At 36.3% G+C, this 26,875-nt stretch carries 21 protein-coding genes; 10 read left to right on the forward strand and 11 right to left on the reverse strand.

The window, feature by feature from the left end:
- Positions 1–53 precede the first annotated feature (53 nt).
- From radA to panC, 5 genes are all read right to left on the reverse strand, one after another.
- Entirely contained in the window at positions 54–1,415 is a 1,362-nt protein-coding gene (gene radA, locus FB2170_RS08490) for a DNA repair protein RadA (protein WP_013306131.1), read from the reverse strand.
- Positions 1,416–1,482: 67 nt separating this feature from the next.
- Positions 1,483–2,625, reverse strand: a complete 1,143-nt coding sequence (locus FB2170_RS08495) for an alpha/beta hydrolase (protein ID WP_013306132.1) — start codon at positions 2,623–2,625, stop codon at positions 1,483–1,485.
- Between the two features lie 30 nt (positions 2,626–2,655).
- Positions 2,656–3,621, reverse strand: a complete 966-nt coding sequence (locus FB2170_RS08500) for a lysylphosphatidylglycerol synthase transmembrane domain-containing protein (RefSeq protein WP_013306133.1) — start codon at positions 3,619–3,621, stop codon at positions 2,656–2,658.
- A gap of 2 nt (positions 3,622–3,623) precedes the next feature.
- Complete coding sequence (gene panD / locus FB2170_RS08505) at positions 3,624–3,974, reverse strand: aspartate 1-decarboxylase (protein WP_013306134.1); 351 nt, start codon at positions 3,972–3,974, stop codon at positions 3,624–3,626.
- Positions 3,975–3,987: 13 nt separating this feature from the next.
- Positions 3,988–4,833: a pantoate--beta-alanine ligase gene (gene panC, locus FB2170_RS08510; RefSeq protein ID WP_013306135.1), complete on the reverse strand. Its 846-nt coding sequence runs from the start codon at positions 4,831–4,833 to the stop codon at positions 3,988–3,990.
- Between the two features lie 103 nt (positions 4,834–4,936).
- Between panC and FB2170_RS08515 the strand changes: the two genes are divergently transcribed.
- The 7 genes from FB2170_RS08515 (at position 4,937) to FB2170_RS08545 (ending at position 15,199) form a co-directional block, all read left to right on the forward strand.
- Positions 4,937–5,746, forward strand: coding sequence for a glycogen/starch synthase (locus FB2170_RS08515; RefSeq protein WP_013306136.1), 810 nt, complete (start codon positions 4,937–4,939; stop codon positions 5,744–5,746).
- 5 nt (positions 5,747–5,751) lie between these two features.
- The gene (locus FB2170_RS08520) at positions 5,752–7,641 is read left to right on the forward strand and encodes a DUF4270 domain-containing protein (RefSeq protein WP_013306137.1); all 1,890 of its coding nucleotides are present in this window, start codon (positions 5,752–5,754) and stop codon (positions 7,639–7,641) included.
- 169 nt (positions 7,642–7,810) lie between these two features.
- Positions 7,811–9,658 (forward strand): glutamine--fructose-6-phosphate transaminase (isomerizing), encoded by a 1,848-nt coding sequence (gene glmS / locus FB2170_RS08525; RefSeq protein WP_013306138.1) that lies wholly within the window; start codon positions 7,811–7,813, stop codon positions 9,656–9,658.
- A gap of 193 nt (positions 9,659–9,851) precedes the next feature.
- Positions 9,852–12,629, forward strand: coding sequence for a TonB-dependent receptor (locus tag FB2170_RS08530; protein WP_041632762.1), 2,778 nt, complete (start codon positions 9,852–9,854; stop codon positions 12,627–12,629).
- A gap of 180 nt (positions 12,630–12,809) precedes the next feature.
- Complete coding sequence (gene atpD / locus FB2170_RS08535) at positions 12,810–14,318, forward strand: F0F1 ATP synthase subunit beta (protein WP_013306140.1); 1,509 nt, start codon at positions 12,810–12,812, stop codon at positions 14,316–14,318.
- A 20-nt stretch (positions 14,319–14,338) separates the two neighbouring features.
- Positions 14,339–14,617: a F0F1 ATP synthase subunit epsilon gene (locus FB2170_RS08540; protein WP_013306141.1), complete on the forward strand. Its 279-nt coding sequence runs from the start codon at positions 14,339–14,341 to the stop codon at positions 14,615–14,617.
- 60 nt (positions 14,618–14,677) lie between these two features.
- Entirely contained in the window at positions 14,678–15,199 is a 522-nt protein-coding gene (locus FB2170_RS08545) for a hypothetical protein (RefSeq protein ID WP_013306142.1), read from the forward strand.
- Positions 15,200–15,272: 73 nt separating this feature from the next.
- Here the strand turns inward: FB2170_RS08545 and FB2170_RS08550 are convergent, their stop codons facing one another.
- Complete coding sequence (locus FB2170_RS08550; RefSeq protein ID WP_013306143.1) at positions 15,273–17,057, reverse strand: M61 family metallopeptidase; 1,785 nt, start codon at positions 17,055–17,057, stop codon at positions 15,273–15,275.
- 136 nt (positions 17,058–17,193) lie between these two features.
- On the opposite strand from FB2170_RS08550, the gene FB2170_RS08555 reads away from it, so the two are divergent.
- Complete coding sequence (locus FB2170_RS08555) at positions 17,194–17,583, forward strand: DUF2007 domain-containing protein (protein ID WP_013306144.1); 390 nt, start codon at positions 17,194–17,196, stop codon at positions 17,581–17,583.
- A gap of 103 nt (positions 17,584–17,686) precedes the next feature.
- Here the strand turns inward: FB2170_RS08555 and FB2170_RS08560 are convergent, their stop codons facing one another.
- Both FB2170_RS08560 and FB2170_RS08565 read right to left on the reverse strand, forming a co-directional pair.
- Positions 17,687–19,174 (reverse strand): ArnT family glycosyltransferase, encoded by a 1,488-nt coding sequence (locus FB2170_RS08560; protein ID WP_013306145.1) that lies wholly within the window; start codon positions 19,172–19,174, stop codon positions 17,687–17,689.
- 150 nt (positions 19,175–19,324) lie between these two features.
- Complete coding sequence (locus FB2170_RS08565) at positions 19,325–20,821, reverse strand: PLP-dependent aminotransferase family protein (protein ID WP_013306146.1); 1,497 nt, start codon at positions 20,819–20,821, stop codon at positions 19,325–19,327.
- Positions 20,822–20,918: 97 nt separating this feature from the next.
- Here FB2170_RS08565 and FB2170_RS08570 point away from each other — a divergent pair, with 97 nt between their 5' ends.
- Together FB2170_RS08570 and FB2170_RS08575 are read left to right on the forward strand one after the other, a co-directional pair.
- Positions 20,919–22,754, forward strand: coding sequence for a TonB-dependent receptor plug domain-containing protein (locus FB2170_RS08570; protein ID WP_013306147.1), 1,836 nt, complete (start codon positions 20,919–20,921; stop codon positions 22,752–22,754).
- A gap of 160 nt (positions 22,755–22,914) precedes the next feature.
- The gene (locus FB2170_RS08575; protein WP_041633126.1) at positions 22,915–23,772 is read left to right on the forward strand and encodes a cupin-like domain-containing protein; all 858 of its coding nucleotides are present in this window, start codon (positions 22,915–22,917) and stop codon (positions 23,770–23,772) included.
- Between the two features lie 8 nt (positions 23,773–23,780).
- Here FB2170_RS08575 and FB2170_RS08580 read toward each other — a convergent pair whose 3' ends face one another.
- The 3 genes from FB2170_RS08580 to FB2170_RS08590 form a co-directional block, all read right to left on the reverse strand.
- The gene (locus FB2170_RS08580; protein WP_013306149.1) at positions 23,781–24,257 is read right to left on the reverse strand and encodes a regulatory protein RecX; all 477 of its coding nucleotides are present in this window, start codon (positions 24,255–24,257) and stop codon (positions 23,781–23,783) included.
- A gap of 18 nt (positions 24,258–24,275) precedes the next feature.
- The gene (locus FB2170_RS17025; RefSeq protein WP_013306150.1) at positions 24,276–25,076 is read right to left on the reverse strand and encodes a DUF3667 domain-containing protein; all 801 of its coding nucleotides are present in this window, start codon (positions 25,074–25,076) and stop codon (positions 24,276–24,278) included.
- A gap of 191 nt (positions 25,077–25,267) precedes the next feature.
- Entirely contained in the window at positions 25,268–26,815 is a 1,548-nt protein-coding gene (locus tag FB2170_RS08590) for a ribonuclease E/G (protein ID WP_013306151.1), read from the reverse strand.
- Positions 26,816–26,875 lie beyond the last annotated feature (60 nt).

Here is a 26,875-nt window from a genome sequence, read left to right on the forward strand (position 1 = left end):
ATAGTGGTTATCGTTGGAATTTTAGTAATAGCTAGAATAATGAGAGACAAACGTTAACCGAACAACTCGTTTACTATATCCTCGATTCTTGCGACAAGCGTGATACTTATTTTGGGATTTTTTAAACTGATTTTGTTGTTTTTGGATACATATATTGTATTGAACCCTAATTTTTCGGCTTCCATGATACGCTGTTCAACACGTTGCACAGGTCTAATCTCACCGGCAAGACCAACTTCGGCGGCAAAACAAACTCCTTTTTCTATAGGAATGTCCTCATTGCTTGAAAGAATTGCTGAAATAACCGCTAAATCAATCGCAGGGTCATCAACCGAAATACCCCCTGTAATGTTCAGAAAAACGTCTTTTGCCCCCAATTTGAATCCTGCTCTTTTTTCCAAAACGGCCAGGAGCATATTTAATCTTTTGGCATTGTAGCCTGTGGTTGAACGCTGAGGAGTACCATAAACCGCTGTACTTACCAAAGCCTGTATTTCAATCATTAATGGGCGCATACCTTCAACAGTTGACGCGATCGCAGTTCCACTTAGGCCTTCGTCGTTTTTTGAAATAAGTATTTCGGAAGGGTTGTTAACCTCACGCAGACCATTCCCTTGCATTTCATAAATACCAAGTTCTGCTGTTGAACCAAATCTGTTTTTTAAAGCTCGAAGAATTCGGTATACATAATTGCGGTCACCTTCAAATTGAAGCACTGTATCAACCATATGTTCCAAGATTTTGGGTCCGGCGATAGATCCATCTTTGGTTATATGTCCTATTAGAATGACCGGGGTATTGGTTTCCTTTGCAAATTTGATAAGCTCAGCGGTACACTCCCTTATTTGCGAAATGCTTCCGGCGGCAGATTCAATATAGTCGGAATGCAGGGTCTGGATCGAATCTATTACCACGATATCTGGCTCAGTAGCCTCGATTTGCTGAAAAATATTCTGTGTTTTTGTTTCAGTAAGAATATAGCAATTCTCACTATTTGGTTGAATGCGATCCGCCCGCATTTTTATTTGTTTTTGGCTTTCCTCACCAGAAACATACAATGTCTTATACGGAAGCTTTAGGGCAATTTGAAGGATTAAAGTACTTTTGCCCACACCAGGCTCACCGCCCAACAGAACCAATGAGCCAGGAACGAGTCCGCCACCCAAGACTCTATTGAATTCAAGGTCATAGGCGTTTAACCGAAGTTCTTTTTCGGTGCTTATTTCCTTGACACGTAAAGGTTTTGCAATTTTTTTTGAAGTATTCGAAGGGGTTTTCCAACCTGTTTTTTCTTCTTTTTGAATTACTTCTTCTACGACTGTGTTCCATTCTTTGCAAGCGGAACATTGCCCCACCCATTTAGCATATTGGGAGCCACAATTTTGACAGAAAAATGCAGTTTTGGTCTTGGCCATTACCTGTTTTTTGGTTCTGGCTAAAGATAAAGTAAACTTTTAAATAAGAGTATTTCTGGTTGAGGTATTAGTACCCAAAGTCAGCTTTTAAAGCATCAATTTTTTCAAGGGCCATTTCTTTGGTTAGAAAGTCTATCTCGTCCATTCCAAAGGCTTTTTCGAAAGTTCTTAGTGCTTTCTTAGGCTCTCCCAGTTGCTCATAATATTCTCCTTCAAAATAAAAACCAAGCATGGTTCCTGGAAATTCGGCCTTGCACAAGTCAGACAAAGGTTTCAAAGATTCCACGTCTTCTTTTTTTCGGGTGCCGGCATAGATTGCCATAACATCATTAAGATCAACGGGTTTCTTAATTCCAAATAGGTTTTCTATGGTTTTGTATTTGTTCTCCAAATAGTTGAAAACAGGTTCATCGGAAGTTAAAATCTGGGTTTTGTATTCTTTTGGGCTAATTGGTTTGAACATGCCAAATACATTATCGAAAGCTTTTCCAATACCATATGTCACAATTGATATGTGATCGGCATTTTGGTATTCATCATAAAAGTAATGCAATGATTCTTTGTCAATGACTTTAATGGCATTGTTCATTGCCTTGATTTTTGATGTGTTCTTACTCTTTTCCCCTTCAACGATTAATTGATAGAATATCTGTTGATTAATAGCTTCCAGTCTGGTGGGAACGTGTTTTTCCATATCGGGTGCCAATGAAGGAGATATGTTTATGTAAGCATCAAAGATAGGATTGTCCTTTAAAAGCCAATAGTTTTGAAAATTGGCTGTAATGTCATAGCCAACCACCATTTTAAAGGGTGCTGTGTTGTACGTCAAATCAAGATAGGGAATAATCTCCATGCCGAGAAACTCAAAAAATTTTCCACCTTTTTCGGAGGGCAAACCAGTATCTTCATCAAATGCGCAATCGTCAAAACGAATACTATCCTCACTTTGGTGAATACCTACGATTATTGATTCTGGCATTCCGTGAAAATTGCTATAAAACTTGGCTGTTGCTACCACTTGTTCAAACAAATAATCGGCATCCAGCACAACAATAAGGGGATGTTTTTTTTCTTTATCATACTCCTCAGGGAAATAATAACTTACGTCTCTTCTTTCCTGAAGTTTAAAGGATTCGAAAATCTCTTTCGTAATTTGTGCATTTAGACCAAAGCAAAAAAGAAAGGCAAAAAGAATAAGAAAACGTTGCATAAAACAGAATTAAAGTAACTAGATATAGAGTTACCGGTTTCTGTTCAATAACGGTAATAATAGAAAAGATATTGCCCCGAAAACAATGACCATAAGGGTTTGTGCAATCCACATAATCCAGCCGAACGCATTACCTGATACTATACTTACTCCAAAAATCTCAAGCGATTTACTAACAAAGGCGGGGTAAGCGATAAATCCACCGTTCGTTGTGGTCATTGCAATGGCACCGCCCACAAAGGCAACCAAAAGAGCACCCAAGGATAAATCCGCAGTTTCTAGAACCGTATATTTAATTACCCAGAACATGGCAATATAACACGCCCAAATAAGGAAAGTGTGAAAGATAAACGCCCACTTACGTTTCATTTTAAAAATACTGAGAATACCTTCCAATAAATTCTTAAGAAAGCCTTTTAGCTTTAGAGCGAATTTTGATGATGATTTTTTTATTAATCGTATCGTAAGAAATAAACCCAATATGCTTATGATTAAAACGATGATGCCCCCAAAAAGCCCTATTCCACTGGATTTTATGAATCCGATAATTAGCTCGGTCTGTAAAAGTAAGGCTACAAATATGATGATGAGTAGCATTATCACATCGACTACTCTTTCTGTTACTATAGTACCGAATCCCTTTTCAAAAGGCACATCTTCATAGGTGGCCAGTGCGGTGGCCCTTAAAAATTCACCGGATCTTGGGATTCCCAAATTTGCAAGATACGCAGTAAGGATAATCAATACGTTATTACTTAATTTAGGGGAATAGCCAAGAGGTTCTAGGAGGTAGTTCCAACGAATGGCTCTTGAAATATGACTTAAGATTCCTATTGCGATTGATAAACTAATCCAAAGTGGGTCTGCTTGGGTGATATAACCTAATATTTCTTGTCGCTGTTCAGGAGTTGTGGAATTATAAAGGTACCAAACCAAAAAAACTCCCAAGGCGATTGGGAGTATGGTTTTTAGGATTTTTTTTAATTTTTTTGTCAAAATCAGTTTAACAAATTGGTTTCCTCGTTAGGGAAAACCAATGAAGGGTTGAATTTTTTAGCTTCCTCAATATCCATTCGGGCATAGGTAATTAAAATCAGGACATCACCAACAGCCACTCTTCTAGAGGCAGCTCCGTTTAATGTGATTTCCCCACTACCTCTTGGTCCTGGGATTGCGTATGTTTCTAATCGTTCGCCATTGTTGTTGTTAACAATCTGAACTTTTTCACCTTGGATAATGTTTGCCGCATCCATTAAATCCTCATCTATGGTTATGCTACCAATATAATCAAGATCGGCTCCAGTAACTTTTACTCGGTGAATTTTAGATTTTACAACTTCTATTAGCATGGGACAAAGTTAATTAATTAAGGGCTATATTATCTATTAGTCGTACGCCTTCTGCATAAACGGCAATAAAGGCCCTATATTTTTTATTTTTTTGTTTTCTAACAATTGACTTTAATGTTTTGGTCTTGGTAATCTCAATATATTCCAACTCCAGATCTGGGTGTTGGCTAAATTGATTTGTTACCCAATCCTTTATATTCTTAGCACTTTCCGTGCCAAATTTTATTTTGGCAGACTTAAGGGTTTTATAGATAAATGCCGCTTCATTTCTTATGGTTTTTGATAACCTTTCGTTTCTTGAACTGAATGCCAATCCGTTTGGTTCACGAACTATGGGACAACCTATGATCTTTACAGGAATTTGACGAATTTCAGTAAGCTTTTTGATTACTTGCAGTTGTTGAAAATCTTTCTCACCAAAATAAGCGTTGTCAGGTTTAACAAGTGTCAAAAGAGATTCTACAATTGTACCTACACCGTCAAAATGTCCAGATCTAAAAGCTCCTTCCATGACATGTTCCAATCCGCCAAAATCATAATTAATAGCTTTAACATCTGAGGAATACATTTCCCGAACGCTAGGGGCAAAAACAATTATATTTTTTGAGATTTTTCTCAGAATGGCCATGTCAGACTTTAAAGTCTGAGGATATTTTTCTAAATCATTGGGATTATTGAATTGTGTGGGGTTAACGAAAATACTGACGACAACGACGTCATTTTCCCGAACCGCCCTATTAACCAAGGCTCCATGACCAATGTGCAGGGCCCCCATTGTTGGTACCAGCCCAAGGCTTTCACTTGTTTTGCAAGTAGAAAGATGTTCAATTAAAAGTTTTCTGGTTTTGATCAACAACATGGGTTTAATTTAAAAGCGAGCAAACTTACTATAAATACTGGTAATCTGCATAATTTTTGTAATTTTGCAAGAACCTTTTTAGGATAAATAAAATATTGCTTTTATGAATGGTAAAAAGATATTGTTTGTATCTTCAGAATTAGTCCCCTACCTCCCAGAGAATGAAGTTTCCCTAATGTCATACGAAACCCCGCGAATGGTCAACAGCAATGGTGGCCAGATTAGGATTTTTATGCCAAGATATGGTAATATAAACGAGCGGAGGCACCAACTGCATGAAGTTATTCGACTATCGGGAATGAATCTTGTAATCAATGACATGGACATGCCATTGATAATAAAAGTGGCCTCAATACCGAAAGAAAGAATCCAAGTGTATTTTATTGATAATGAGGAATACTTCAAAAGGAAAGCAACCTTTGCTGATGTTGATGGGAATTTCTTTGAGGATAATGATCAAAGGGCAATTTTCTTTGCCAAGGGTGTTGTTGAAACTGTGAAAAAATTAAATTGGTCTCCAGACATTATTCATGTACATGGTTGGATGGCTTCTCTCTTGCCTTTATATTTAAAGAAGTATTACGCTGACGAACCATTATTTGGTGACAGCAAAATTGTCACTTCAGTTTACGGTCAGGGTTTTGAGGGAGAACTCGATAAGGGTATGGTCAAAAAAATAGCTTTTGACGGTGTTCCTGAAGAGAGTATAAGTGTACTGAACACTCCTAACTATAATAATTTGTTAAAAGTAGCGGTAGATTTTTCTGATGCTGTTATTTTAGCGGCGGAAGAAATTCCAGAAGAATTAGAAAACCATATATCCAACCTAGAGAAACCCGTGTTGTCTTATGTTCCTTTACAAGGTTTTGAAGAAGCATATGTCAATTTTTATAACACTGAAGTTTTAAAATAATCTAAATGAGTTTTTTTAAGAGATTGAAATTTCCTGCTTTCGCGGGATTTTTACTTGTTTTGATTCTTGCATCCTGCGAGAATGATATCACAACTATAGGTGCAGAAGTCATTGGTGGAGAGCCCTTTACAACGGACAAAGCTGTTTATGATGTTTTTGCCTATAACAATAAAGTTGAGGCAGTTAGGACTAACAAACTGCCGCACTACCAATTGGGAATTTTTAATGATCCCATTTATGGAAAAACAGAAGCTAGAATAACTTCGCAATTGTTATTGCCAACAAGTAGACCAAAATTTGGGGTATATTCTCAAGAAGTCGAGGATAATGCTGAGAACGATGATTCCGTAAGTACTATAGACGAAAATGAAATCGCAACAGAAGTTTTTCTTTATATCCCCTATTTAAGGAATTTGCAATCAGATACTGACGGAGATGGCCTTATAGATGAACTGGATAGTGATCCAGAAGATTCAACCAGTGATACCGATGGTGACGGTGTAAGTGATAATCAAGAAAAATTGAACGGGACAGACCCTTTGAACGAAGATACTGATGGTGATGGTATAAATGATGATGAAGATGACTCAACCATAAAAGACAATTTCGCCAAGAAAATAGATTTAGATAGTATTTATATTAACAATTCAGTCTATAACAAAGATGTAACCACGTCTTTTAATATTAAGGTAGAACGTTCTACCTATTTCTTAAGAGATTTGGATCCCAACACAAACTTTCAAGAAGCACAAGAATACTATTCCACACAGCAGTTTTCCCCAAGTTTCGTTTCTGACCTTCTTTATGAGGGAGAGGTTATTGTTAGCAACGAACAGATTTTGATTGATCAAGAAGATGATCCAAATACAGAAGAGGTTGACGAATCAGGCGTGTCAAAGAGGCTTGAGCCAGGAATTAGGGTTCCGTTGGATATAGACTTTTTTCAAGCAAATATAATTGATAGAGAAGATGGCTCGGAAATGGTGAGCCAGGCCAATTTTAATGAGTTTATGAGAGGCATTCACCTTTCTACCTCAAGTATTACTGATGATGTTATGCTACTATTGGATATGAAAGCGGCAAACATCACCATCGGATATAATTATGATAGCATTGATCTTAATGAAACAGCGGATGATACTTCTGATGACGAAATAGTGCAAAAAAAGGGTGAATTTATTTTTTCAATGTTAAGGGAAACCCAAGATGGCGCTATTGTTGGTAATGCCGTAAATACCTTTGAAAATGAGATTTACCCAGGAGCCATTGATGGTGTTATGGATGCCGAGGAAAATGCTTCTAGAATTTACCTTAAAGGAGGCTCAGGAACCTATTCAAAAATCAATTTGTTCTCGGAGGATGAAGAGGAAGCACAAGAGGTAATTAATCAGATCAAAGCTGAAAACTGGATTATCAATGAAGCTAATCTGGTGTTTTACATTGATCAAGAAGCCCTAGAAATGGCTGGTGGTATAATTGAGCCCCCACGTTTATATTTGCACAATGCGGAATCGAAGGCTCCATTGATTAATACCGCTACTGAGAATTCCAATCAAGAGACTATCAAGCTTTTTGGGCTTTTTCAAAATTACGATGGAATCATTAATAAATCTTCGGATGACAAAGGTGAAAAATATACTGTTAGGATAACTGACCATATTAATAATCTGATTATAAGGGATTCCACAAGTGCCACACTTGGACTAACACTTACTCCAGATATTGAATTTATAGGAGTTAGTGATGCCATGTTTGACAATGGTGAAGAAGAGATACCCGTTGCTGCAACCTTAACACCTTTAGGAACTGTGCTTTATGGTAGTGAGATAGATGATCCAGCATATATTGACAAAAAATTGAAACTCGAAATATTCTACACCAAAACGGAACAGTAACCAACTAGCCCAACTTTCCAATAAAGAAGATGTTTATTCAAATTTGAAGCGGTAGTATACCACTTACAGAATTTTGACGTTTTACGTCTAAGATATATATGGTTTTTCATCTTTAGCCATAGATTTGTGGCAATTCATTTAAATAGAACAATCTAACAAACAATATATTATGTGCGGAATTGTAGGATATATTGGGCATAGAGATGCCTATCCAATAGTTGTAAAAGGTCTTCAGCGTTTGGAATATAGGGGTTATGACAGCGCAGGTATTGCACTTTATGACGGAACCGATATAAATCTTTCAAAAACCAAGGGTAAGGTTGAAGATTTAAAAAATAAATCAAAATCAACTATATCGCTTAAAGGTTCATTGGGAATTGGTCATACTAGGTGGGCAACACATGGTGTTCCCAATGACATTAATTCACATCCGCACTATTCAAATTCAGGAGATTTGGTAATTATTCATAATGGGATTATAGAAAATTATGAATCCGTTAAAAAGGAGTTGATTAAAAGGGGCTATACTTTTTCTTCTGATACTGATACAGAAGTTTTGGTCAACCTTATTGAGGAAGTTCAAAAAACTGAAGGAGTAATGCTTGGGCAAGCGGTGCAAATAGCACTTAACCAAGTTGTTGGAGCCTATGCAATAGCCGTTTTTGACAAGAAAAAACCAGATGAATTGGTTGTGGCTAAATTAGGTAGTCCTTTAGCCATAGGTATAGGTGAAAATGAGTTTTTTATTGCATCTGATGCATCACCTTTTATCGAATTCACGAATAATGCAGTTTATCTTGAAGATGAGGAAATGGCAATTGTGCGTTTGGGTAAGGAAATAAAACTGAGAAAGATAAAGAATGATGCGGTTGCTTATCCGAATATACTGGAACTTCAAATGAATTTGGAGGAGATAGAAAAAGGAGGATATGATCATTTTATGCTAAAGGAAATTTATGAACAGCCAAGAGCAATTTTGGACACTTTCAGAGGTCGTTTATTGGCAGATCAAGGTTTGATTAAAATGGCAGGAATTGACCAGCACTTGGAAAAATTCTTAAATGCAGATAGAATAATCATTGTGGCATGTGGTACTTCTTGGCACGCTGGTTTGGTAGCGGAATATATTTTTGAAGACTTGGCAAGAATTCCTGTTGAGGTAGAGTATGCGTCAGAATTTAGATATAGAAATCCTGTTATTACTGATAAGGATGTATTGATTGCCATTTCGCAATCAGGGGAGACAGCTGATACTTTGGCGGCAATTAAATTGGCGAAAGAAAAAGGAGCCTTTGTGTTTGGAGTATGTAATGTAGTCGGCTCTTCAATTGCAAGGGAAACTCATGCTGGGGCTTATACCCACGCTGGTCCAGAAATTGGGGTTGCCTCGACCAAGGCGTTTACAACCCAAATTACTGTCCTCACTTTGTTGGCTTTGAAATTGGCCAAGGAAAAAGGTGAATTTTCAGAATCTAAGTTCCATGAGTTTTTAACAGAGTTAGAAACTATCCCATCTAAAGTAGAAAAGGCATTGGAGTCGAATACTCTGGTTGAAATAATAGCAGACGTCTATAAAGATTCTCAGAACTGTCTTTATTTAGGAAGAGGATATAATTTTCCAGTAGCTTTAGAGGGTGCTCTAAAATTGAAAGAGATTAGTTATATACACGCAGAGGGCTATCCTGCTGCAGAAATGAAGCATGGCCCAATTGCTTTGATTGATGAGCAAATGCCAGTTATTGTAATTGCCACTAAAAAAGGGCATTATGAAAAAGTGGTAAGTAATATTCAAGAGATCAAGTCACGAAAAGGTAAAATCATAGCCGTTGTAACAGAAGGTGATGATCAGGTGACCGAATTGGCGGACCATGTTATTGAAGTTCCGGAAACTTTGGAGAGTTTAACTCCACTTTTGACAACAATTCCGCTTCAGTTGCTTTCATACCATATTGCCGTAATGCGGGAATGTAATGTGGATCAGCCTAGGAACTTGGCAAAATCTGTGACCGTAGAGTAGTTTTATACAAAAATTGATTGAGAAAGACCATGATAATTATCATGGTCTTTTTTGTTGAAATAATAGAGATTACACATTTTTAAGGTTAAATCATTGAGAAAATATTATTATGCACGCATAATAATTTTATTTTTTATTAATCGATATAAAAAAATCTGTATATTGGGCTCAAACTAATTTAACTCAAACTATAATGAGAACGATTCTATTTTTATCCCTGTTGATGCTGGGTACTATCGGCATGGCACAGACAACGATTTCTGGAAACATTGTTGATCAAAACAATGAACCCGTGCCAGGGGCTAATGTAATTATTGTTGGAAAAGCAATAGGTGCCGTAACTGATTTTGACGGTAATTTTACACTGCAAACTTCTGAAATCCCCCCATTTCAATTAAAAATAACAAGCATTGGATATACCGATGAATTCGAGGAGATAACCTCGAATAACCAAACAATCACTGTTGTGATGTCCGAGGCATCTACAATTTTGGATGAGATTGTAATTTCTGCTTCAAGGACCCCAGAAAGGCTTTTCGAATCACCTGTTTCTGTTGAGCGTTTTGGATTAAAGGAAATTCAAAATACCGCTTCTGCTTCATTTTATGGAGGTTTAGAGAATCTAAAAGGAGTAGATATCAATACAAACAGTTTAACATTTCAATCAATAAATACTAGGGGCTTTGCAAGTTTTGCCAATACCCGTTTTATGCAGTTGGTTGATGGGATGGACAATTCCTCGCCTGCATTGAACTTTGTAATGGGGAACTTAGTAGGTATGAATGACCTCGATGTTCAAAGTGTAGAGATTCTTCCAGGAGCTTCTTCTGCGTTATATGGTGCGAATGCCTTCAATGGTATCTTGTTTATGAGAAGTAAAAATCCGTTCGATTTCCAAGGAATCAGCAGTTATTTCAAAACAGGAATCACATCCCAAGATGCCGCTGGGGATAATGAGTATTATGATATTGGTATTCGTGCGGCCCATGCTTTTAGCGATAAACTGGCTGTAAAAGCAAGCTTTTCTTATATGGAGGGTACTGATTGGCATGCGGCGAATGAAGAAGATTTGAACAACCCAGGTTTAACCAGAGCAGACCCAGGTTATGATGGGCTTAATGTTTATGGTGAGGCAGTATCCACTACACTTAACTTTGATGCTTTAGCGGGCTTACCCTCAGGAACTTTGGGTTCTGCATTTGTGACAAGAACTGGGTATGCCGAACGTGATTTGACTGATTATGGAGCGGAAAGTGTAAAGTTTGATGGAGCCATACATTATAGACCGTTTGCTGACGATTTTGAAATTATCTTTAATAGCAGGATTGGTCGTGGGGCTACCATTTATCAAGGAGCTAACAGGTATTATATCAATAACTTCTCATTACAACAACATAAGCTTGAATTTAAGAACGATAACTTTTTTGTAAGGGGTTATATCACCTCGGAAAATGCTGGTGATTCATATGATACAAGATTAGCAGCCGTCAATGTCAATAGAAAATGGAAAAGGGATGCTCCGAACCCGAATGACCCCAGTGAGGCTTCTTGGTTTGGCGACTACGCGGCTACCTATATTGGAGCAAAACTAGGAGTTGGTACAGGTGTACAATTGGATGATGCTACCGCTCATGCAGCTGCACGAGCTGCTGCGGATACTGGCAGGCTAATTCCTGGGACTCCAGCATTCCAAAGTGCATTTAATACGGTGATTGCGGATGGGAATGTGTCTACTGGTGCTAGGTTCATTGACAACACAAAATTAAGACATGTTGATGCTAATTATAATCTAAGTCATTTAACAAGTGATTTTGCCGACATACAAGTAGGTGGGTCTTATCGTGAATATGAGCTGAATTCGAGCGGTACTATTTTTACCGATAACGATGGGCCTATTCCTTATCAAGAATATGGTCTATATACCCAAATCCAAAAGAAATTTATGGATGAGCGAATTAAGTTCACGGGCTCGGTACGTTATGACAAGAATGAACTGTTTGATGGGTTTGTTTCTCCAAGAGCTTCGTTGACTTATACTGTTGGCGAAAACAGAAATCATAATTTTAGGGGGTCATTCCAAACAGGTTTTAGAAATCCAACCACCCAAGATTTATATATAGGACTTGATGCAGGACGTGCTCATTTGGTTGGAGCTTCTCCTGATAACCTAGATAGGTATGTAATTGATGTTCCTGTTTCTACAAACGGAGCAGCAATTGTTGGTTCTAATTCGGTTACTTTGGTAGGACGCGCAGCTTATGAAAACACTTTTTCCCTCAGTTCCCTAGCCGCCGGAGCACCTGAAGCCGTTAATACTCCATTGGTAAAACCTGAAAAAGTAACAGCAATGGAATTAGGATATAGAGGCCAAATTGGGAAAGTGGTGATAGATGTAAGCGGTTACTATAATGATTATGAAGATTTTATTTCACAAAAATTAGTTGTGTCGCCAAAATATGGCCAAGCAGGTGATGGTGGTTTGTCTTTATTAGCATTGCAGAATGGTGACACCCAAGTATGGAATGCTTATACCAATTCATTGGCAGATATTACTTCTTATGGAGTTACTGCGGGTATAGAGGCTAAGGTACTTGGCAATTTTGATGTAGGAGTGAACTATACGTATTCTGATTTTGATTTTGACCAATCATCCGATCCAGATTTCCAACCTCAGTTTAACACACCAAGAAACAAGGTTAAAGCTTCGTTCGGTAATACTGAGCTGTTCAAGAACGTTGGATTTAATGTAAACTATAGATGGACAGAGACTTTCCTATGGCAAAATTCATTTGCAACAGGTAAAGTTCCATCTTTTAGCGTATTGGACGCACAGGTGAATTTGGCAGTTCCAAGTATAAAGTCGGTATTTAAAGTAGGGGCTTCCAATTTATTGGGAGATGAATACACCACGGCAATAGGAACTGGTTTTATAGGTTCACAGTATTACTTGTCATGGACAATCAATAATTAGATAACAAACAAGATATCCATTAAAAAAGACGCTATAAATAGCGTCTTTTTTCTTTGTGTAAAAAAGAGCAAAAAGGATTTCAATTTAAAATTGAAAAACATATCTTTGCAGCCTGAAAAACAAAGGATTTCATGTCCTGATTTTTAGATATCAATAAACTAAAACATAAACACATAAGTAATGTCGAAAGTTGCAGGTAAAGTTTCCCAGATTATTGGGCCAGTTGTAGATGTTGAATTTCAATCTGGATCAGATCTTCCAAAAATTTATGATTCATTGGAAATCGTAAACAAGGATGGTTCAATTTTGGTTTTAGAAGTTCAATCCCATGTTGGAGAAAATACAGTAAGAACTATCTCAATGGATTCTACTGATGGTTTGAGCAGAGGAACTGAGGTAAACGCAACAGGAAGTGCAATACAGATGCCAATTGGTGATGATATCTATGGACGTTTGTTCAATGTGATTGGTGATGCCATTGACGGTATTGGTGATTTACCAAAAGCAGGCAAAGACGGTTTACCAATTCACAGAGAGGCTCCAAAATTTGAAGACCTTTCAACTTCAACTGAAGTTCTTTTCACTGGTATCAAGGTTATTGATTTAATTGAGCCATATGCAAAAGGTGGAAAGATTGGATTGTTCGGTGGTGCAGGTGTTGGTAAAACAGTATTGATTCAGGAATTGATCAACAACATTGCAAAAGGTCACGGTGGACTTTCGGTTTTTGCGGGTGTAGGTGAACGTACTCGTGAGGGTAACGATTTACTTCGTGAGATGTTGGAATCAGGAATTATAAAATATGGTGATGACTTTTTGCATTCTATGGAAGAAGGCGGATGGGATTTATCAAAAGTAGATAAGAAAGCGATGAAAGAGTCTAAGGCTACTTTCGTTTTTGGTCAAATGAACGAACCTCCTGGTGCACGTGCTCGTGTGGCACTTTCAGGATTGACCATCGCAGAATATTTTCGTGATGGTGCAGGCGAAGGACAAGGAAAAGACGTACTATTCTTTGTAGATAATATTTTCCGTTTTACACAAGCAGGGTCTGAGGTATCGGCACTTTTAGGTCGTATGCCATCTGCGGTAGGTTACCAACCAACATTGGCAACGGAGATGGGAGCAATGCAAGAACGTATTACTTCTACCAAAAGAGGATCTATTACTTCTGTACAGGCAGTTTATGTACCTGCGGATGATTTAACGGATCCGGCACCAGCAACAACATTTGCTCACTTAGATGCAACTACGGTACTTTCTCGTAAGATTGCTGAGCTTGGTATTTATCCAGCTGTGGATCCTTTGGATTCAACTTCAAGGATTTTGACTCCTGAGATATTGGGTAACGATCATTATGCTTGTGCCCAAAGAGTAAAAGAGTTATTGCAACGTTATAAAGAATTACAGGATATTATCGCCATCCTTGGTATGGAGGAATTATCTGAAGAGGATAAATTGGCCGTAGGTAGAGCAAGACGTGTTCAACGTTTCCTTTCGCAACCTTTCCATGTAGCTGAGCAGTTTACTGGTATCCCAGGTGTATTGGTTGATATTAAGGAGACTATAAAAGGGTTTAACATGATTATGGAGGGTGAATTAGACCACTTACCAGAATCTGCCTTTAACCTTAAGGGAACCATAGAGGAAGCTATGGAGGCTGGAGAGAAAATGTTAGCTGAAGCGTAAATACTTAATACTTAAATAAGATGTATTTAGAAATTGTATCACCTGAAGCAACTTTATTCGCTGGAGAAGTGACTTCAGTTACCGTTCCTGGAATCAATGGAGAATTTCAAATGTTGAAAGATCACGCCCCTATAGTTTCGTTATTGCAAAATGGTAATGTGATTGTAGATGGTGATATAACAATTGAAGAGGAATTTGAAAGTAAATTCACCAGTGATGCTAATGGACGTACTGTACTTGCCATTAATAGTGGGACTATTGAGATGAATGATAATAAAGTCATCGTTTTAGCAGATTAAAAAGAACTTGATTAAGTTAAAGCCATACTATTAGTATGGCTTTTTTCGTTTTTAAGAATCATGGACAATAAAAACGTTATCATTTCTGAGGGCAATAGACCGCTATGGCAGCGCATTATAGCTTCCCTGATTTATACCTGCATAATTGTATTTCTTATCTTATTTTTTACCAATTTTAATTTCACTACGAATACGAAAATTCTTAAAAGTAGCTTTAGTCTACTTGAATTAGCCATTGTTTTATTGCCCACAGCACTTGCGTTTTCCGTTGTCCGCGATTGGCATTTTGACTTGGACAATAAAAAATATAAAATAGATTATTCTTTAGGGCCGATTGGCTTTGGAAAATGGAAACCACTGCCTCAAATTGACTATGTTTCAGTATTTAAACAACCGAAAGAAAATGGGGATTATATTTATGAGGCAAACCTATGGTATCAAAAAAACAAACATTTCAATATTTTGGAAAGTGATAATCTAGAATCGGTCTTTGAGATGGGAAAAAGAGTTGCACAGATTTTGAATGTAAAATTGTTGAACGCTACCATTCCCAATGCGCACAAATGGGTTGAATTGAATTAACTAAGTTAAAATAATCATAGCCTTCTGATTTGTGAGTTTTAAAAGAGTGAAACTTATTTCAGAATAGACCGTATCATTCCTTTTCCAACCAAGCTTTCCTTTTTACTATCATTTCATCAGTTGCTTCATTGTCAAAAACCATACTGTACCTTGGACTGGAGTCAAGTTTTACTGTGGTTGTCTTAGTCTTTCCAAATCGGGTATAGTCGATGTTCAAAACATCACCTATTTTAAATTGCTTAATGATATCATTGAATTTTTGGCCTTTTTCAAATCCTTTTCCATTGATACTTATAATGACATCCCCTTTCTCCAAACCAGCTTTATAAGCGGCCCTGTTTATTTGCGTATTTCGTTGTATGATTGCTTTTCCTTCACCATTTATACCTGCTGAAGCGCCAAAGTAGGGCTGTTCGCTTTCTTGCAATAGAATTACCCCCATGCTTTCAAAAAGGCTCTTATAATCAGGCATTTTACTCTTGTAGATATAGTTGTCGAAAAAAGCATCACCAAACGATTTACCTGCATAGGTATTCAATGTTTGATGCAGGTCATTGATGGTATATGGCTTTTCATTCTTGCCAAACGTTTTCCAGGCTAATTTCATATAATCATCTAAATTTAAATTATGATCTCTTAGGGAAAGATCTAATGCCAGACCAAGAACACTTCCGTAAGAATAATAAGAAATAAAGGTGTTGTCTCTATTCACTGGATCAACGGTTGTTGCGGCATCAACAAAAGGAGCTTGATAACTCATTTCAATAGGGTTAAAAAAGTTGCGCCCTGCCGAATTCCATACATAATTAAATCCTCCAGCCAATCCTTCAATATATGTTTTTGGTGTAATAAGTCCGGCCCTACATAAAATGAGATTGGTATAATAGCTTGTGAATCCTTCAGCAAACCAGAGTTCACCACTCATATTTGCTTCTTTAAAATCAAAGGGCTCCAACGATTGTGGTCGTATGCGCTCCACATTCCAAGCATGGAAAAATTCGTGTGATACCGTACCAATATTTCGTTCCATTCCTCCATTTGCAAGACTTCTTGTACTTGTCAAAACGGTTGAATTACGATGTTCCATGCCGTCACCTGATGCATTGGGAATATAACAAGCAAGAAAAGTATAGGTATTAAAATCGAATTTGGGTAATTCGGAGTATACCTTTTCTTGTTCAATAACTACTTTTTTAACCTTTTCAAAATAGGTGTCCACTTCCTCTTCGGTGCCATTGTGATGTAATGCCAGTCGAACATTTTGAGCGTCAACTTTGAACTCTCTAAGGCTAAAATCACTTATTTCTGTCGGACTATCCATAAAATATTCTAAATTGGGAGCAGAATAAGTTGTTCCAGAAACTAAAGGTAATTGGGTGGCGATCCTCCAATTCAAATCATCCCTTAAATTGAATTTCACTTGAATAGGTTTTTTCTCTAAGCTGGGAGCAAACATAAAAGTTGCAGGAATATTTAGATGGGCATGGGTTTCATCAATTTGTGAGTATGTTCCGTCCCCTCGATTGGCGAATAAAATATAGTTGATATTAATTGTGCCATCATGACCAGAGATTTGCCATTCATGATTATTTGGACGTATAGTTTTAAGTTTTCTTCCTTGACTATTAGTAGCAGTGAACCCATATACATTTTTAGCAAATTCATGTAAAGCATAACGACCTGGGGAAGTTCGACTCATTCTTAATGAAAAAGAAACTTCCTTTATATTGGTAAATGTAGCTGCTATTTGGGCTTCATGGTGTACAGCATTTTCAAAGGATATTTCGTAGGATATGGTTTGAGACGTACCATAAGTGCTAATTAACAGGAGAAATGCAAAGAGAATTCTATATTTCATTTTAGAGCGATTTACTAAAACGAATATAGCATTTAAATACCTAAATAGTACCTTTGTTAAATGGACAGATTTCCAGAGAAATTATTGGAGAAAATCAAATTGAAACGATGTTAAATCTATTAAAATCGGTTGTTTCATGAGTAAGGAAAATACTTTTTATACCATAGCCTCTTTTGATTATCCTGCCGACGTACAGATTTTAAAAGGCAAACTTGAATCTGAAGGGGTGCCCGTATTTCTTAAGGATGAAAACACACTTAATTCGGACCCTTTAATTAGCTATGCCATTGGTGGCGTGAAGCTTCAGGTGTATACAAAGCACAAGGAGAAGGCATTGAAAATATACGACGCTATTCGAGCCTATGCCTTAGATGATGAAGGAAACCCCATTGTTTGCCCAAATTGTAAGGCCAAAAAATCTGAGCTCTATTATCACAGAAAAGGAATTTTTCTTAAACTATTCCCCTTTTTTGAAAGTAGAAAATACAAGTGCCTACAATGTGGAATTATTACCAAATCAAATTAAAAACTAAACAAAAAGAATATTTACAATAGGTATTTCCTCTGAAGTAGGTAAAACAATTATTACTGAAGCTCTCTAAGATGATAAATTTAAATCAGTATTGGAATCAATCCAACCGCTGTAATATTTCGGCTTTTTCTACTGTTGTATGTGCCTTGTAATGCTTGTCTAAATAGTCATCAATATACTCATTTGCCTCAATCTCTTCTTTGTCGAAAACCCGTCTATTTTTTCGTGTTACAATAGTTTTGGGTTTAATAACTTCCATAATATGCTGTAGCTCTTCAATCGATGTCTTCCTCTGATTATCATAGAAAGGGAATAATTCATCACGACAAATATTACTGGGATGGGTGGTTGATTTGGTTGGTGGATTGGTATTTAAGTTCCAATAACCAATATGGTAGCCTAAGAACAGGATGTTTTCAGTTTCCAGTTGATTTTCCTTAATGTATTTGGGAGCAGAAAAGCCTTCTCCGTTAAAAAAAGTGCCCCGCTCAAATTTGTTTCTTATGATATTTCCATACTCCAAATAGGACTCCATTGGAATCAAAAATAACAAGACAAGGTAAAATGGCCTCCATTTTAATTTCTGAACAGATTTAAACTGGATTAAGGCTAAAACAACTAATATGACCAGGATAGGGTGCAACTGTATCAGATAATGACCGTTTATTCTTCCACCTTTATAGAAAGCGATCATAATACCTAAAACAGCAACTAGCAATAGCTGGATTTTCGAATCTTTGAAATTCAACCATTTCTTTTTCCAAGCTAGAAAAAAGAAACCTAAAATAACAAGAAATATTGGGGCTAGTTTTAAAATGGAATAACGACGAGCACCGATGTATTCCAGAGGTGCAAGTATTACTGAATTCCACCATAAATCCGAAATACCATTGAAATAATATGGCAATACGGTAAGGCCTATAATGGAAAGTATTCCTATTCCGTATAGAAAAGATTTGAGTATTCCATGAATTTTTTGATTTTCTTTAAAACCCAAGTAAATAATGAAAAGGCCACAGCATAAAACGGCATAGGCAATATTCATTTTGGTCATTAGTGCCAACCCCATAAATAATCCGGCCAATAAGAACCATTGCGGTTTCTCCGCTTTTATCACTAAATATAATCCAGGCATAAAAAAGGCCATGCAAATATGCTCAGACATTACCCCTTGTAGACTACCAAATAATGTCAGGAGTACAACGCAAATAATACCAGATAATAAACCTATTCTTTTAGAATGGACTTCTTGGCCAATTTTATAGGTAAAAAAAGCGGTTAGAGCCACTAGTATGGAACCAATAATCCTTATCGCAATAAAACTTTTGCCAAAAACATAAATAATTCCGGCAAAGAACAGGAAGGTAATAGGGGGTTTTAAATCCCATAGTTCTGTGTAGGGCAAATTACCATCTACCCAAGATTGCCCCATAAGTATAAATGTACTTTCATCACGGTCAATATAGTCTCGAAAGAAAAAAGGCAAACGAAGAAAGAATGAAATAGCGAAAATCAACTTAAAAACAGTTCTGTTTTTAAGTTGATCAAGATTGCTAAAAAGCGAATTTATAAGCTCGTTGAACATGTGTTTTATTGGGATTGTTTCCCATCTTTGCAAGATATATAAAAAGCGGTGTATTGAATTCCAAGGCGGCCAAAAATCTTACAATTCTATTTAAAATACATCCTTAGCATCTGGAAAATTTGAACGATTCTTTTCATTCTGAATTTCCTATTAAAGATTAATAACCTTATTGTATGCGTTTTTCAACTTCTTAATCACAATTTCGATTTCTTCCTCATTTATATGCCCAAAACCAAAACGAATAGCACAGGTATTTTTATCTTGGTATAAAATAGTTTTTGGTAGAAATAAATCTAATTTTTCGGCTTCCTCAGCAAGTTTCACTAATGATATTGTTTCTATAAATTGCAGCCATATTGCTAAACCTCCTAAGGGCATCACCCAAGTTATAATTCCTTCAAAATAAGAGTTTAAGAATTTACACAAACTATCACGACGCTGCTTGTAGGTGACTATATTTTTTTTCTTAAGTCTATATATTTCGCCTTCAGATATAAGTTCAGAAAGCATTTGTTCTTGTATTAGATCGCCTTGCTTATCAAGTAATTGCAAATAGTTTTTAGCCTCAGAAATTAAGTTTTCTGGTGCCACTACAAAGCCCGTGTGAAAACTTGGAAAGAACGACTGTCCTAACTTCCCTAAATAAATAATCATTCCGTTGGTATCTGCACTTGCCATTGGTAACATTGCAGACCCTTCATACTGAAAATCGTAGTCGTAATCATCTTCTATAATAGCAAATCCATGGGTTTTGGCCAATTGCAATAATTGTAATCGTCGTTTTGCGCTCAACGTTACGGTTGTTGGGTAATCTCTATTGGCACAAACATACACACAGCGTATACTTCCTTTTACAAAATGCTTTTTTATATACTCTATATTTAAACCCTCTTTATCTACTGGAATCGTTCTAATCGTAGCACCGGCTTGTTGAAAAATCATATTAGTGGCATAATTACTTAGCTGCCCCACCAGCACCAAATCATCTTGTTTAAGTAATAATTGTGAGACTATATACAGACTCATTTCTGTACTACGGGTGTTCACTAAATTATTTGGTTTTATATGAAATCCTCGTGTTGCGTTTAAATAATTACACAGTTGTGTACTAAAAACGGAGGGATTTAAGGCACTTGTTCTATTCCATTTATGAATCAATGGTTTTCGTTTCATTGCTGCACTATACCATCTGGAAAACTGGTACACAGGATGTAAACGCAAATCTGGTTTACCGTCGCTTAGCGCGTATTTTGAAGAAGTTTCTTCCGTTGTTGAGGCCAAATGAAATGACTGTTGAAATGGAAAACCAACAACATCGGGATAAGTATATGCCTGATGAATATGCTGAGCTGTTGCTTTAATTTTCACAGTAGATTCTTCAGGCACCAAAACAAAAGTCCCTTTATTAGCTATAATATCTACCCAACCTTGTGAAGCCAATTCTTCGTAAATAGCAACAGCTGTATTCCGATGAATTTTTAACAACTGACTTAAAACACGAGTTCCTGGTAACTTACTACCTTTTTCTAAATAGCCACGTTGTATAGCATTTATAACTTGTTGAGCCACTTGTATATATACGGGTTGCGCAAGCGTTTTGTCAAATGCGACAAGTTGTTTTATTATATTACCAACCGGACTATTCATTGTTTTAAAACTGGACTAGTTTAATCGTCCGGAAAGTTACGACTTTTGCAGAGTAAAATAAATCTTGCAATTAACAACCATTGCGAAACTTAAATAGATGAAAAATACAGCCTTACTTTTTGCAATTCTACTAATTGGCGCATTTCAATTAAATGCCCAACAAGAGCAAACTATAATAAAAGTTGATACCTTAAATGAAGTTGTAGTTACTTCAAATCGAATTGATTTACCCTTCAAGGAAAATTCTAGAACCATAAGCATTATTACAGCAGCTGATATAAAAAACAGTTCTGCCGTTACCGTTGCAGATTTATTACAACAAGTGGCTGGTTTAGACATTAGAAGACGTGGCACTGGCGGAAGTCAGGCAGATTTATTTATTAGAGGAGGTGGTTTTGACCAAACATTATTGTTAATAGATGGTGTTAAAATGGACGATGCACAAACGGGTCACCATACCATGAATGCTTCTTTACCACTTGAAGTTATTGAGCGCATAGAAATTATAAAAGGCCCTGCAGCCCGCGTTTTTGGGCAGAACGCTTTTACAGGTGCTATTAATATAGTCACTAAATCTACCTTAAATAATTCTGTTTCTGCAAATCTTGAAGCTGGTTCTTTTGGTCAGCTTAATGCTTCGGTAACCGTTGGGTCTGAATTAGAGAACTCAACACATATTTTTCATGCTGGAAAAATGACTTCTGAAGGGTATAGAAATAATTCAGATTATAACAATTCTAACTTTTTTCTAAAAAGTGTTTTCAATAAAAAAGACCAACCTATTGAAATGATTGCAACGTTCTTTGAACGTAAGTTCGGAGCTGAAAATTTTTATACACCAAGTAGTTGGGGGTTTAATGAATATGAAGAAACTCAAAATAGCTTAATTGCATTTACAACCACTTTTAAGTCTGAAAAACTTAAAATGCAACCGCGAGTGTATTGGAAACGTAATCAAGATATGTTTTTACTACAACGTGATGATCCTAACTTTTTTAGAAATTTTCATATTTCAAATAAAATAGGGGCCGAAGCTAATGCGGCTTATTACTCTTCATTAGGTATTACAGGATTTGGAATCGACATGTCTAAAGTGTATTTGCGAAGCAATAATTTAGGCAGTCGTAGTCGTTTTATGACAACCTTATTTTTGGAGCATAGATTTCAATTTGCAGACGATCGTTTAGATATTACTCCTGGAGTTGCGGTGACTTATTTTTCGGATTTTAAATTTAATGCTTTTCCAGGTTTGGATATTGGATTTGACATTACCAGTAACCTAAAAGCATATGGAAACATTGGCTATACTTACAGAATTCCAACTTATACTGATTTATATTATAACGGAGGTGGTAGTGCAGGAAATCCGGATTTAGAACCTGAAGAAGCATTTGCGCAAGAGATAGGGTTTAAATATGTCAGTCCAAAAATTGGAGCAAGTATTTCAGTTTTTAATAGAGATGCGGAAAATCTTATTGATTATATAAGACCAAATACAGATGTTGAAACCTTTACCGCAACCAACATAACTAAAGTTAATACGAAAGGATTGGAAATAGATGCAGCTTATAATTTTAAGCTGAATGACTATAACCAAACTTTGGCAATTGGTTATGCTTTTTTAGATGATAATATTTTAGACCAAAACGAAGAATTATCTCGTTACTCTCTAAACACGTTGAAACATCATTTTACAACACGATTCAGTACTCAATTATTGAAAAATGTGCGTCAAAATATCGTTTACAAATATGCAGAACGTACCACAGGACAAACTTATAATGTTTGGGATGCTTCTGTTGCATTGAAATTAAAACAAGTTGAATTGTCAATGACGGCAAGTAATATTTTTGATGCTGACTATATTGAGTCTGGCTTTACACCAATGCCACCTAGTAATGTGTTATTTGGTTTACGCTATAGTTTTAAATAACAATACTACTTTTCTACTTCAATTTTATCTGCTCACTTTTACTTTATTAGTGAGCAGTTTTGGGTTTTAATTAACTGGTAGTTGTTTAGATTAAGTCAATTTTAAGTGCCTACTTTTAAGAGGTTTTTTAAATTTGTTGAATAATTCAACCCAATTTAGCTTGAACTTAAACGATATTCCACGGGTAAAAACAATTACCAGGGAACAATTTGTCACTAATTATTTTAAACCTCAAAAGCCTGTAGTAATAGAACGCTTTATTGAGGGTTGGCCTGCATATTCCAAATGGAATTTGGACTATATGAGCAAGATTGCCGGGGACAAGGAGGTGCCATTATATGACGACAGACCAGTTCATCATGAAGACGGGTTCAACGAGCCACATGCAAAAATGAAGATGTCTGATTATGTAGATTTACTTCAAAAGGAACCAACGAAATACCGCATTTTTCTATGGAATATCTTAAAAGAGATTCCAGCACTCCAAAACGACTTTACGTACCCGAATCTAGGTCTACGGCTAATGAAGAAATTACCAATGTTATTCTTTGGAGGAACAGATTCATACACTTTCATGCATTACGATATAGACCTGGCCAACATCTTTCATTTTCATTTTGAGGGAAAGAAAGAATGCATTTTATTTCCGCAATCTGAAACAAAACATCTGTACAAAGTACCACATTCATTGATTGCACATGAAAGTATTGATTTTGCTAACCCAAATTTTGAAAAATGGCCCGCTCTTAAGAATGCAAAAGGATTTAAGACCCACTTAAATCATGGTGAAATGCTGTATATCCCTGAAGGATATTGGCATTATATGAGATATTTGACTCCAGGATTTTCAATGAGTCTACGTTCAATAGCCAAAAACCCAAAAAACCTATTTTCTGCATTTTACAATGTTTTGGTAATGCGCAAATATGATGTTCTTATGAGAAGGGTGAAAGGTCAAAAATGGATTGATTGGAAGAATGAGCAGGCCATCTTGAGGACAAAAAATGACCGGTGCTAAGGGCTTATCTACTTAATAAGCTCTTGTATTTTACTGTACACCATATGACTCTCCCAGCCGCGATATAAAAGATAGTCAGCCAGTTTTCTTTTCTTTTTTTGAATATTAGTTTCTGTAATTGCTTCCAACCGCTTTTTGGCCAGCTGATTAAATGTTTCTATATATAAATCATCATCTATCTCTTTGAGGGCAATCTTAATATTGTATTTGGTAATGTTTCGTTGTTTTAACTCATTTGTAATACGTACTCTGCCCCATTTTTTGATTTTGAACTTCCCCCTGGAAAAGCTTTTGGAAAATCGTTCTTCATTCAAATAATTCTCTTGGATTAAATGACCTACTATATGGTCAATAGCCTCGGGAATCATTCGCATTCCGCGAAGTTTGGTAACAACGTCTTTATGACAACGGTCCTGATAGGCACAATAATGTTCCAGTTTTTTGGTGGCCTCATTGAGGGTATATGTTGATAATTTTTGATACAAAATAAACTTGGTCTTATATTATTTTGAACTAAAATAAGCATAGCCAATACCTATGGCAAATCCCATAATTCCTAGTGCTATTATAACAACGAAAAGTATTGCTAGAAAAAAAATGAATTTAATTATAGACTGTCCTATAGAGAGCTTATATAGCTTGCCATAGGCATAGCAGTAAAAAAACATTAGGCATAGCAAAGAAATACTATATAGAAAAGGAGAGGTATTTATAGCAACTAAGAAAAATATGGAAGAAAGAAAAAAGCTAAACCCTTGAATATATGTAGTTACAGTTAAATGTTCAGCATAATTATATGGTTTTCGATATACCAAGAAGGCAATAAACGCATATAAAGGCAAGAGCAAAAGGCTGATAATGTTGAAGAATTTCAAAAATCCTTTTTGAATTTTTTCATTTAATTCTAAGCTTTCCTTTTGGAGTTCAACTGACTTGTATTGTCCACCTATATTTTCTGCCATCCATTCGTTTTGCACTTTGGCCGCATCCAAGGAGATCTTTAGATATTCCTCATCGAATGTGTTGAAAATAAATATGGATATGGCCATGCCTATGGCAAAAAAAGTAATTGGATTCGTATATTTTTTACGTATACCATCCAAGTAATCCCCTAGAATTTCTTGTGGTGCTGTAATGAGTTTTCGAATAGTCAAAAAGAATTTATTGTCCCAACCAAAGACGTTTTGAGTAACATCAGACCATAAATTTTTAACTGATAATCTTTCGGTTATTACTTTGGCGCCACAGCTATCACAAAATTTGGAAGCCTCGGAAATGGAGGTTTGACAATTTTTACAAATCATTTATTAATGGTTGGTATTGGATGTTTGGGTTAAAGTAGTAAAAAAAGAGGAAATGGTATGAACAAAAAAAGCGACTCCATTTCTGAAGTCGCTTTTTATTATTTACATCTTTGTTTAAAAGACCCGTCACTTTGTTCAGGGTTAGTTCGAAAATCTAATTTTTCTGCAAAAGCAGTAAAACTAGTATCTCACTAATATATGGTTTTACCGTCTTTATTCTTAAAACGATATTCTAGATACGTGTATGCATCCCTAGGTTGAATCTTGATCCATTTTTTGTGTTCCATAAACCATTTAGAACGTATTGATGGAAAACCTTTGGTTATATATGCCGCAATAAAAGGATGTAAGTTCAGTGTGATCTTACTGTCCTTCTTAGGGCCTTTCAAAAGTTTTTCAAGGTCAACATTTATTTTGTCTATTAAAACAATTGGAGCTTCTACCTCCATACCCGACCTGTTAGGATCTTGTTCTGTTGTTTTAATATTCATTTCAGGACGTACCCGTTGTCTGGTTATCTGTACAAGACCAAATTTACTTGGTGGCAAAATTTTATGTTTGGCCCTATCATCTTTCATTTCATCTCTTAGATGATCAAAAAGTTTTCTTCGGTGAGGCGCTTTTACCATATCTATAAAATCGATAACGATAATTCCTCCCATGTCCCTCAAACGCAATTGTCTTGCGATTTCAGAAGCCGATAACATATTTACCTCCAGTGCAGTATCTTCTTGATTTTTGGCTTTGTTAGAACGGTTACCGCTATTCACGTCGATAACATGAAGTGCTTCAGTATGTTCTATTATCAAGTACGCTCCTTTACTCATTGAAGCTGTACGACCAAAAGAAGTTTTTATTTGTCTTTCTATCCCGAATTTTTCAAAAATCGGAACCGAAGAACTATATAACTTCACAATAGATTCTTTGCCTGGGGCAATTTCCTGTACATAATCCTTAACCTGATTATAAAGCGTCTCATCATCAACTTGTATTCCTGTAAACGAATCGTTGAAGATGTCCCTTAAAATACTTGAGGCTCTATTGAGCTCAACCAAGACTTTGGAAGGGGTTGGAGCTTTATACAATTTCTTACACATTGCTGACCATTTGTCCAGCAAGTTTTCTAGATCTTTATCTAACTCTGCGACTTTCTTGCCCTCTGCAACTGTTCGGATGATTACACCAAATCCTTTTGGCTTAATGCTCTTTACGAGCCTTTTTAGCCTGTCTTTTTCTTCTTTACTCCCAATCTTTTGTGAGACTGAAACACGTTCGGAAAAAGGCACCATGACCAAATAACGTCCGGCTAATGAAAGCTCAGAACTTATCCTTGGTCCTTTGGTAGAAATGGGTTCCTTAACAATTTGTACTAATAAGGATTGATTTGATTTTATGACATCATTTATGCTGCCATGCTTATCAATATCTTTTTCTAGCGGAAAGTTTTTTAGAGAGTAATCTCTAAGCTTTCCAGTGCTCACTTGTTTAATGAATTTAAGCATTGTGGATAATTGCGGCCCAAGGTCATGGTAATGCAGAAAAGCATCTTTCTCATAACCTACATTTACAAAGGCTGCGTTAAGACCGGTAACTGGTTTTCTGACTTTGGCCAAAAATATATCGCCAACCGAAAAGTCGTTGTTGTCTTCCTCTTTGTGTAATTCAGTGAGTTTCCCTTCTTTTAGTAAGGCAAAATCGACGGCGTCAGAACTAGATCTTACGATTAATTCTCTATTCACCTGATTTTATTTATATCTGTTCATCTCTAATTAGATTGAACAAATAGATTAAACAATAGT

This window comes from Maribacter sp. HTCC2170 (assembly GCF_000153165.2).
GTDB lineage: Bacteria > Bacteroidota > Bacteroidia > Flavobacteriales > Flavobacteriaceae > Maribacter_A.

What these genes read in the sequence shown, in the direction of transcription:
- radA (WP_013306131.1), bottom strand. Translation starts at nt 1,415, where the DNA reads ATGGCCAAGACCAAAACTGCATTTTTCTGTCAAAATTGTGGCTCCCAA.
- FB2170_RS08495 (WP_013306132.1), bottom strand. Translation starts at nt 2,625, where the DNA reads ATGCAACGTTTTCTTATTCTTTTTGCCTTTCTTTTTTGCTTTGGTCTA.
- panD (WP_013306134.1), bottom strand. Translation starts at nt 3,974, where the DNA reads ATGCTAATAGAAGTTGTAAAATCTAAAATTCACCGAGTAAAAGTTACT.
- panC (WP_013306135.1), bottom strand. Translation starts at nt 4,833, where the DNA reads ATGTTGTTGATCAAAACCAGAAAACTTTTAATTGAACATCTTTCTACT.
- FB2170_RS08515 (WP_013306136.1), top strand. Translation starts at nt 4,937, where the DNA reads ATGAATGGTAAAAAGATATTGTTTGTATCTTCAGAATTAGTCCCCTAC.
- FB2170_RS08520 (WP_013306137.1), top strand. Translation starts at nt 5,752, where the DNA reads ATGAGTTTTTTTAAGAGATTGAAATTTCCTGCTTTCGCGGGATTTTTA.
- glmS (WP_013306138.1), top strand. Translation starts at nt 7,811, where the DNA reads ATGTGCGGAATTGTAGGATATATTGGGCATAGAGATGCCTATCCAATA.
- FB2170_RS08530 (WP_041632762.1), top strand. Translation starts at nt 9,852, where the DNA reads ATGAGAACGATTCTATTTTTATCCCTGTTGATGCTGGGTACTATCGGC.
- atpD (WP_013306140.1), top strand. Translation starts at nt 12,810, where the DNA reads ATGTCGAAAGTTGCAGGTAAAGTTTCCCAGATTATTGGGCCAGTTGTA.
- FB2170_RS08540 (WP_013306141.1), top strand. Translation starts at nt 14,339, where the DNA reads ATGTATTTAGAAATTGTATCACCTGAAGCAACTTTATTCGCTGGAGAA.
- FB2170_RS08545 (WP_013306142.1), top strand. Translation starts at nt 14,678, where the DNA reads ATGGACAATAAAAACGTTATCATTTCTGAGGGCAATAGACCGCTATGG.
- FB2170_RS08550 (WP_013306143.1), bottom strand. Translation starts at nt 17,057, where the DNA reads ATGAAATATAGAATTCTCTTTGCATTTCTCCTGTTAATTAGCACTTAT.
- FB2170_RS08555 (WP_013306144.1), top strand. Translation starts at nt 17,194, where the DNA reads ATGAGTAAGGAAAATACTTTTTATACCATAGCCTCTTTTGATTATCCT.
- FB2170_RS08560 (WP_013306145.1), bottom strand. Translation starts at nt 19,174, where the DNA reads ATGTTCAACGAGCTTATAAATTCGCTTTTTAGCAATCTTGATCAACTT.
- FB2170_RS08565 (WP_013306146.1), bottom strand. Translation starts at nt 20,821, where the DNA reads ATGAATAGTCCGGTTGGTAATATAATAAAACAACTTGTCGCATTTGAC.
- FB2170_RS08570 (WP_013306147.1), top strand. Translation starts at nt 20,919, where the DNA reads ATGAAAAATACAGCCTTACTTTTTGCAATTCTACTAATTGGCGCATTT.
- FB2170_RS17025 (WP_013306150.1), bottom strand. Translation starts at nt 25,076, where the DNA reads ATGATTTGTAAAAATTGTCAAACCTCCATTTCCGAGGCTTCCAAATTT.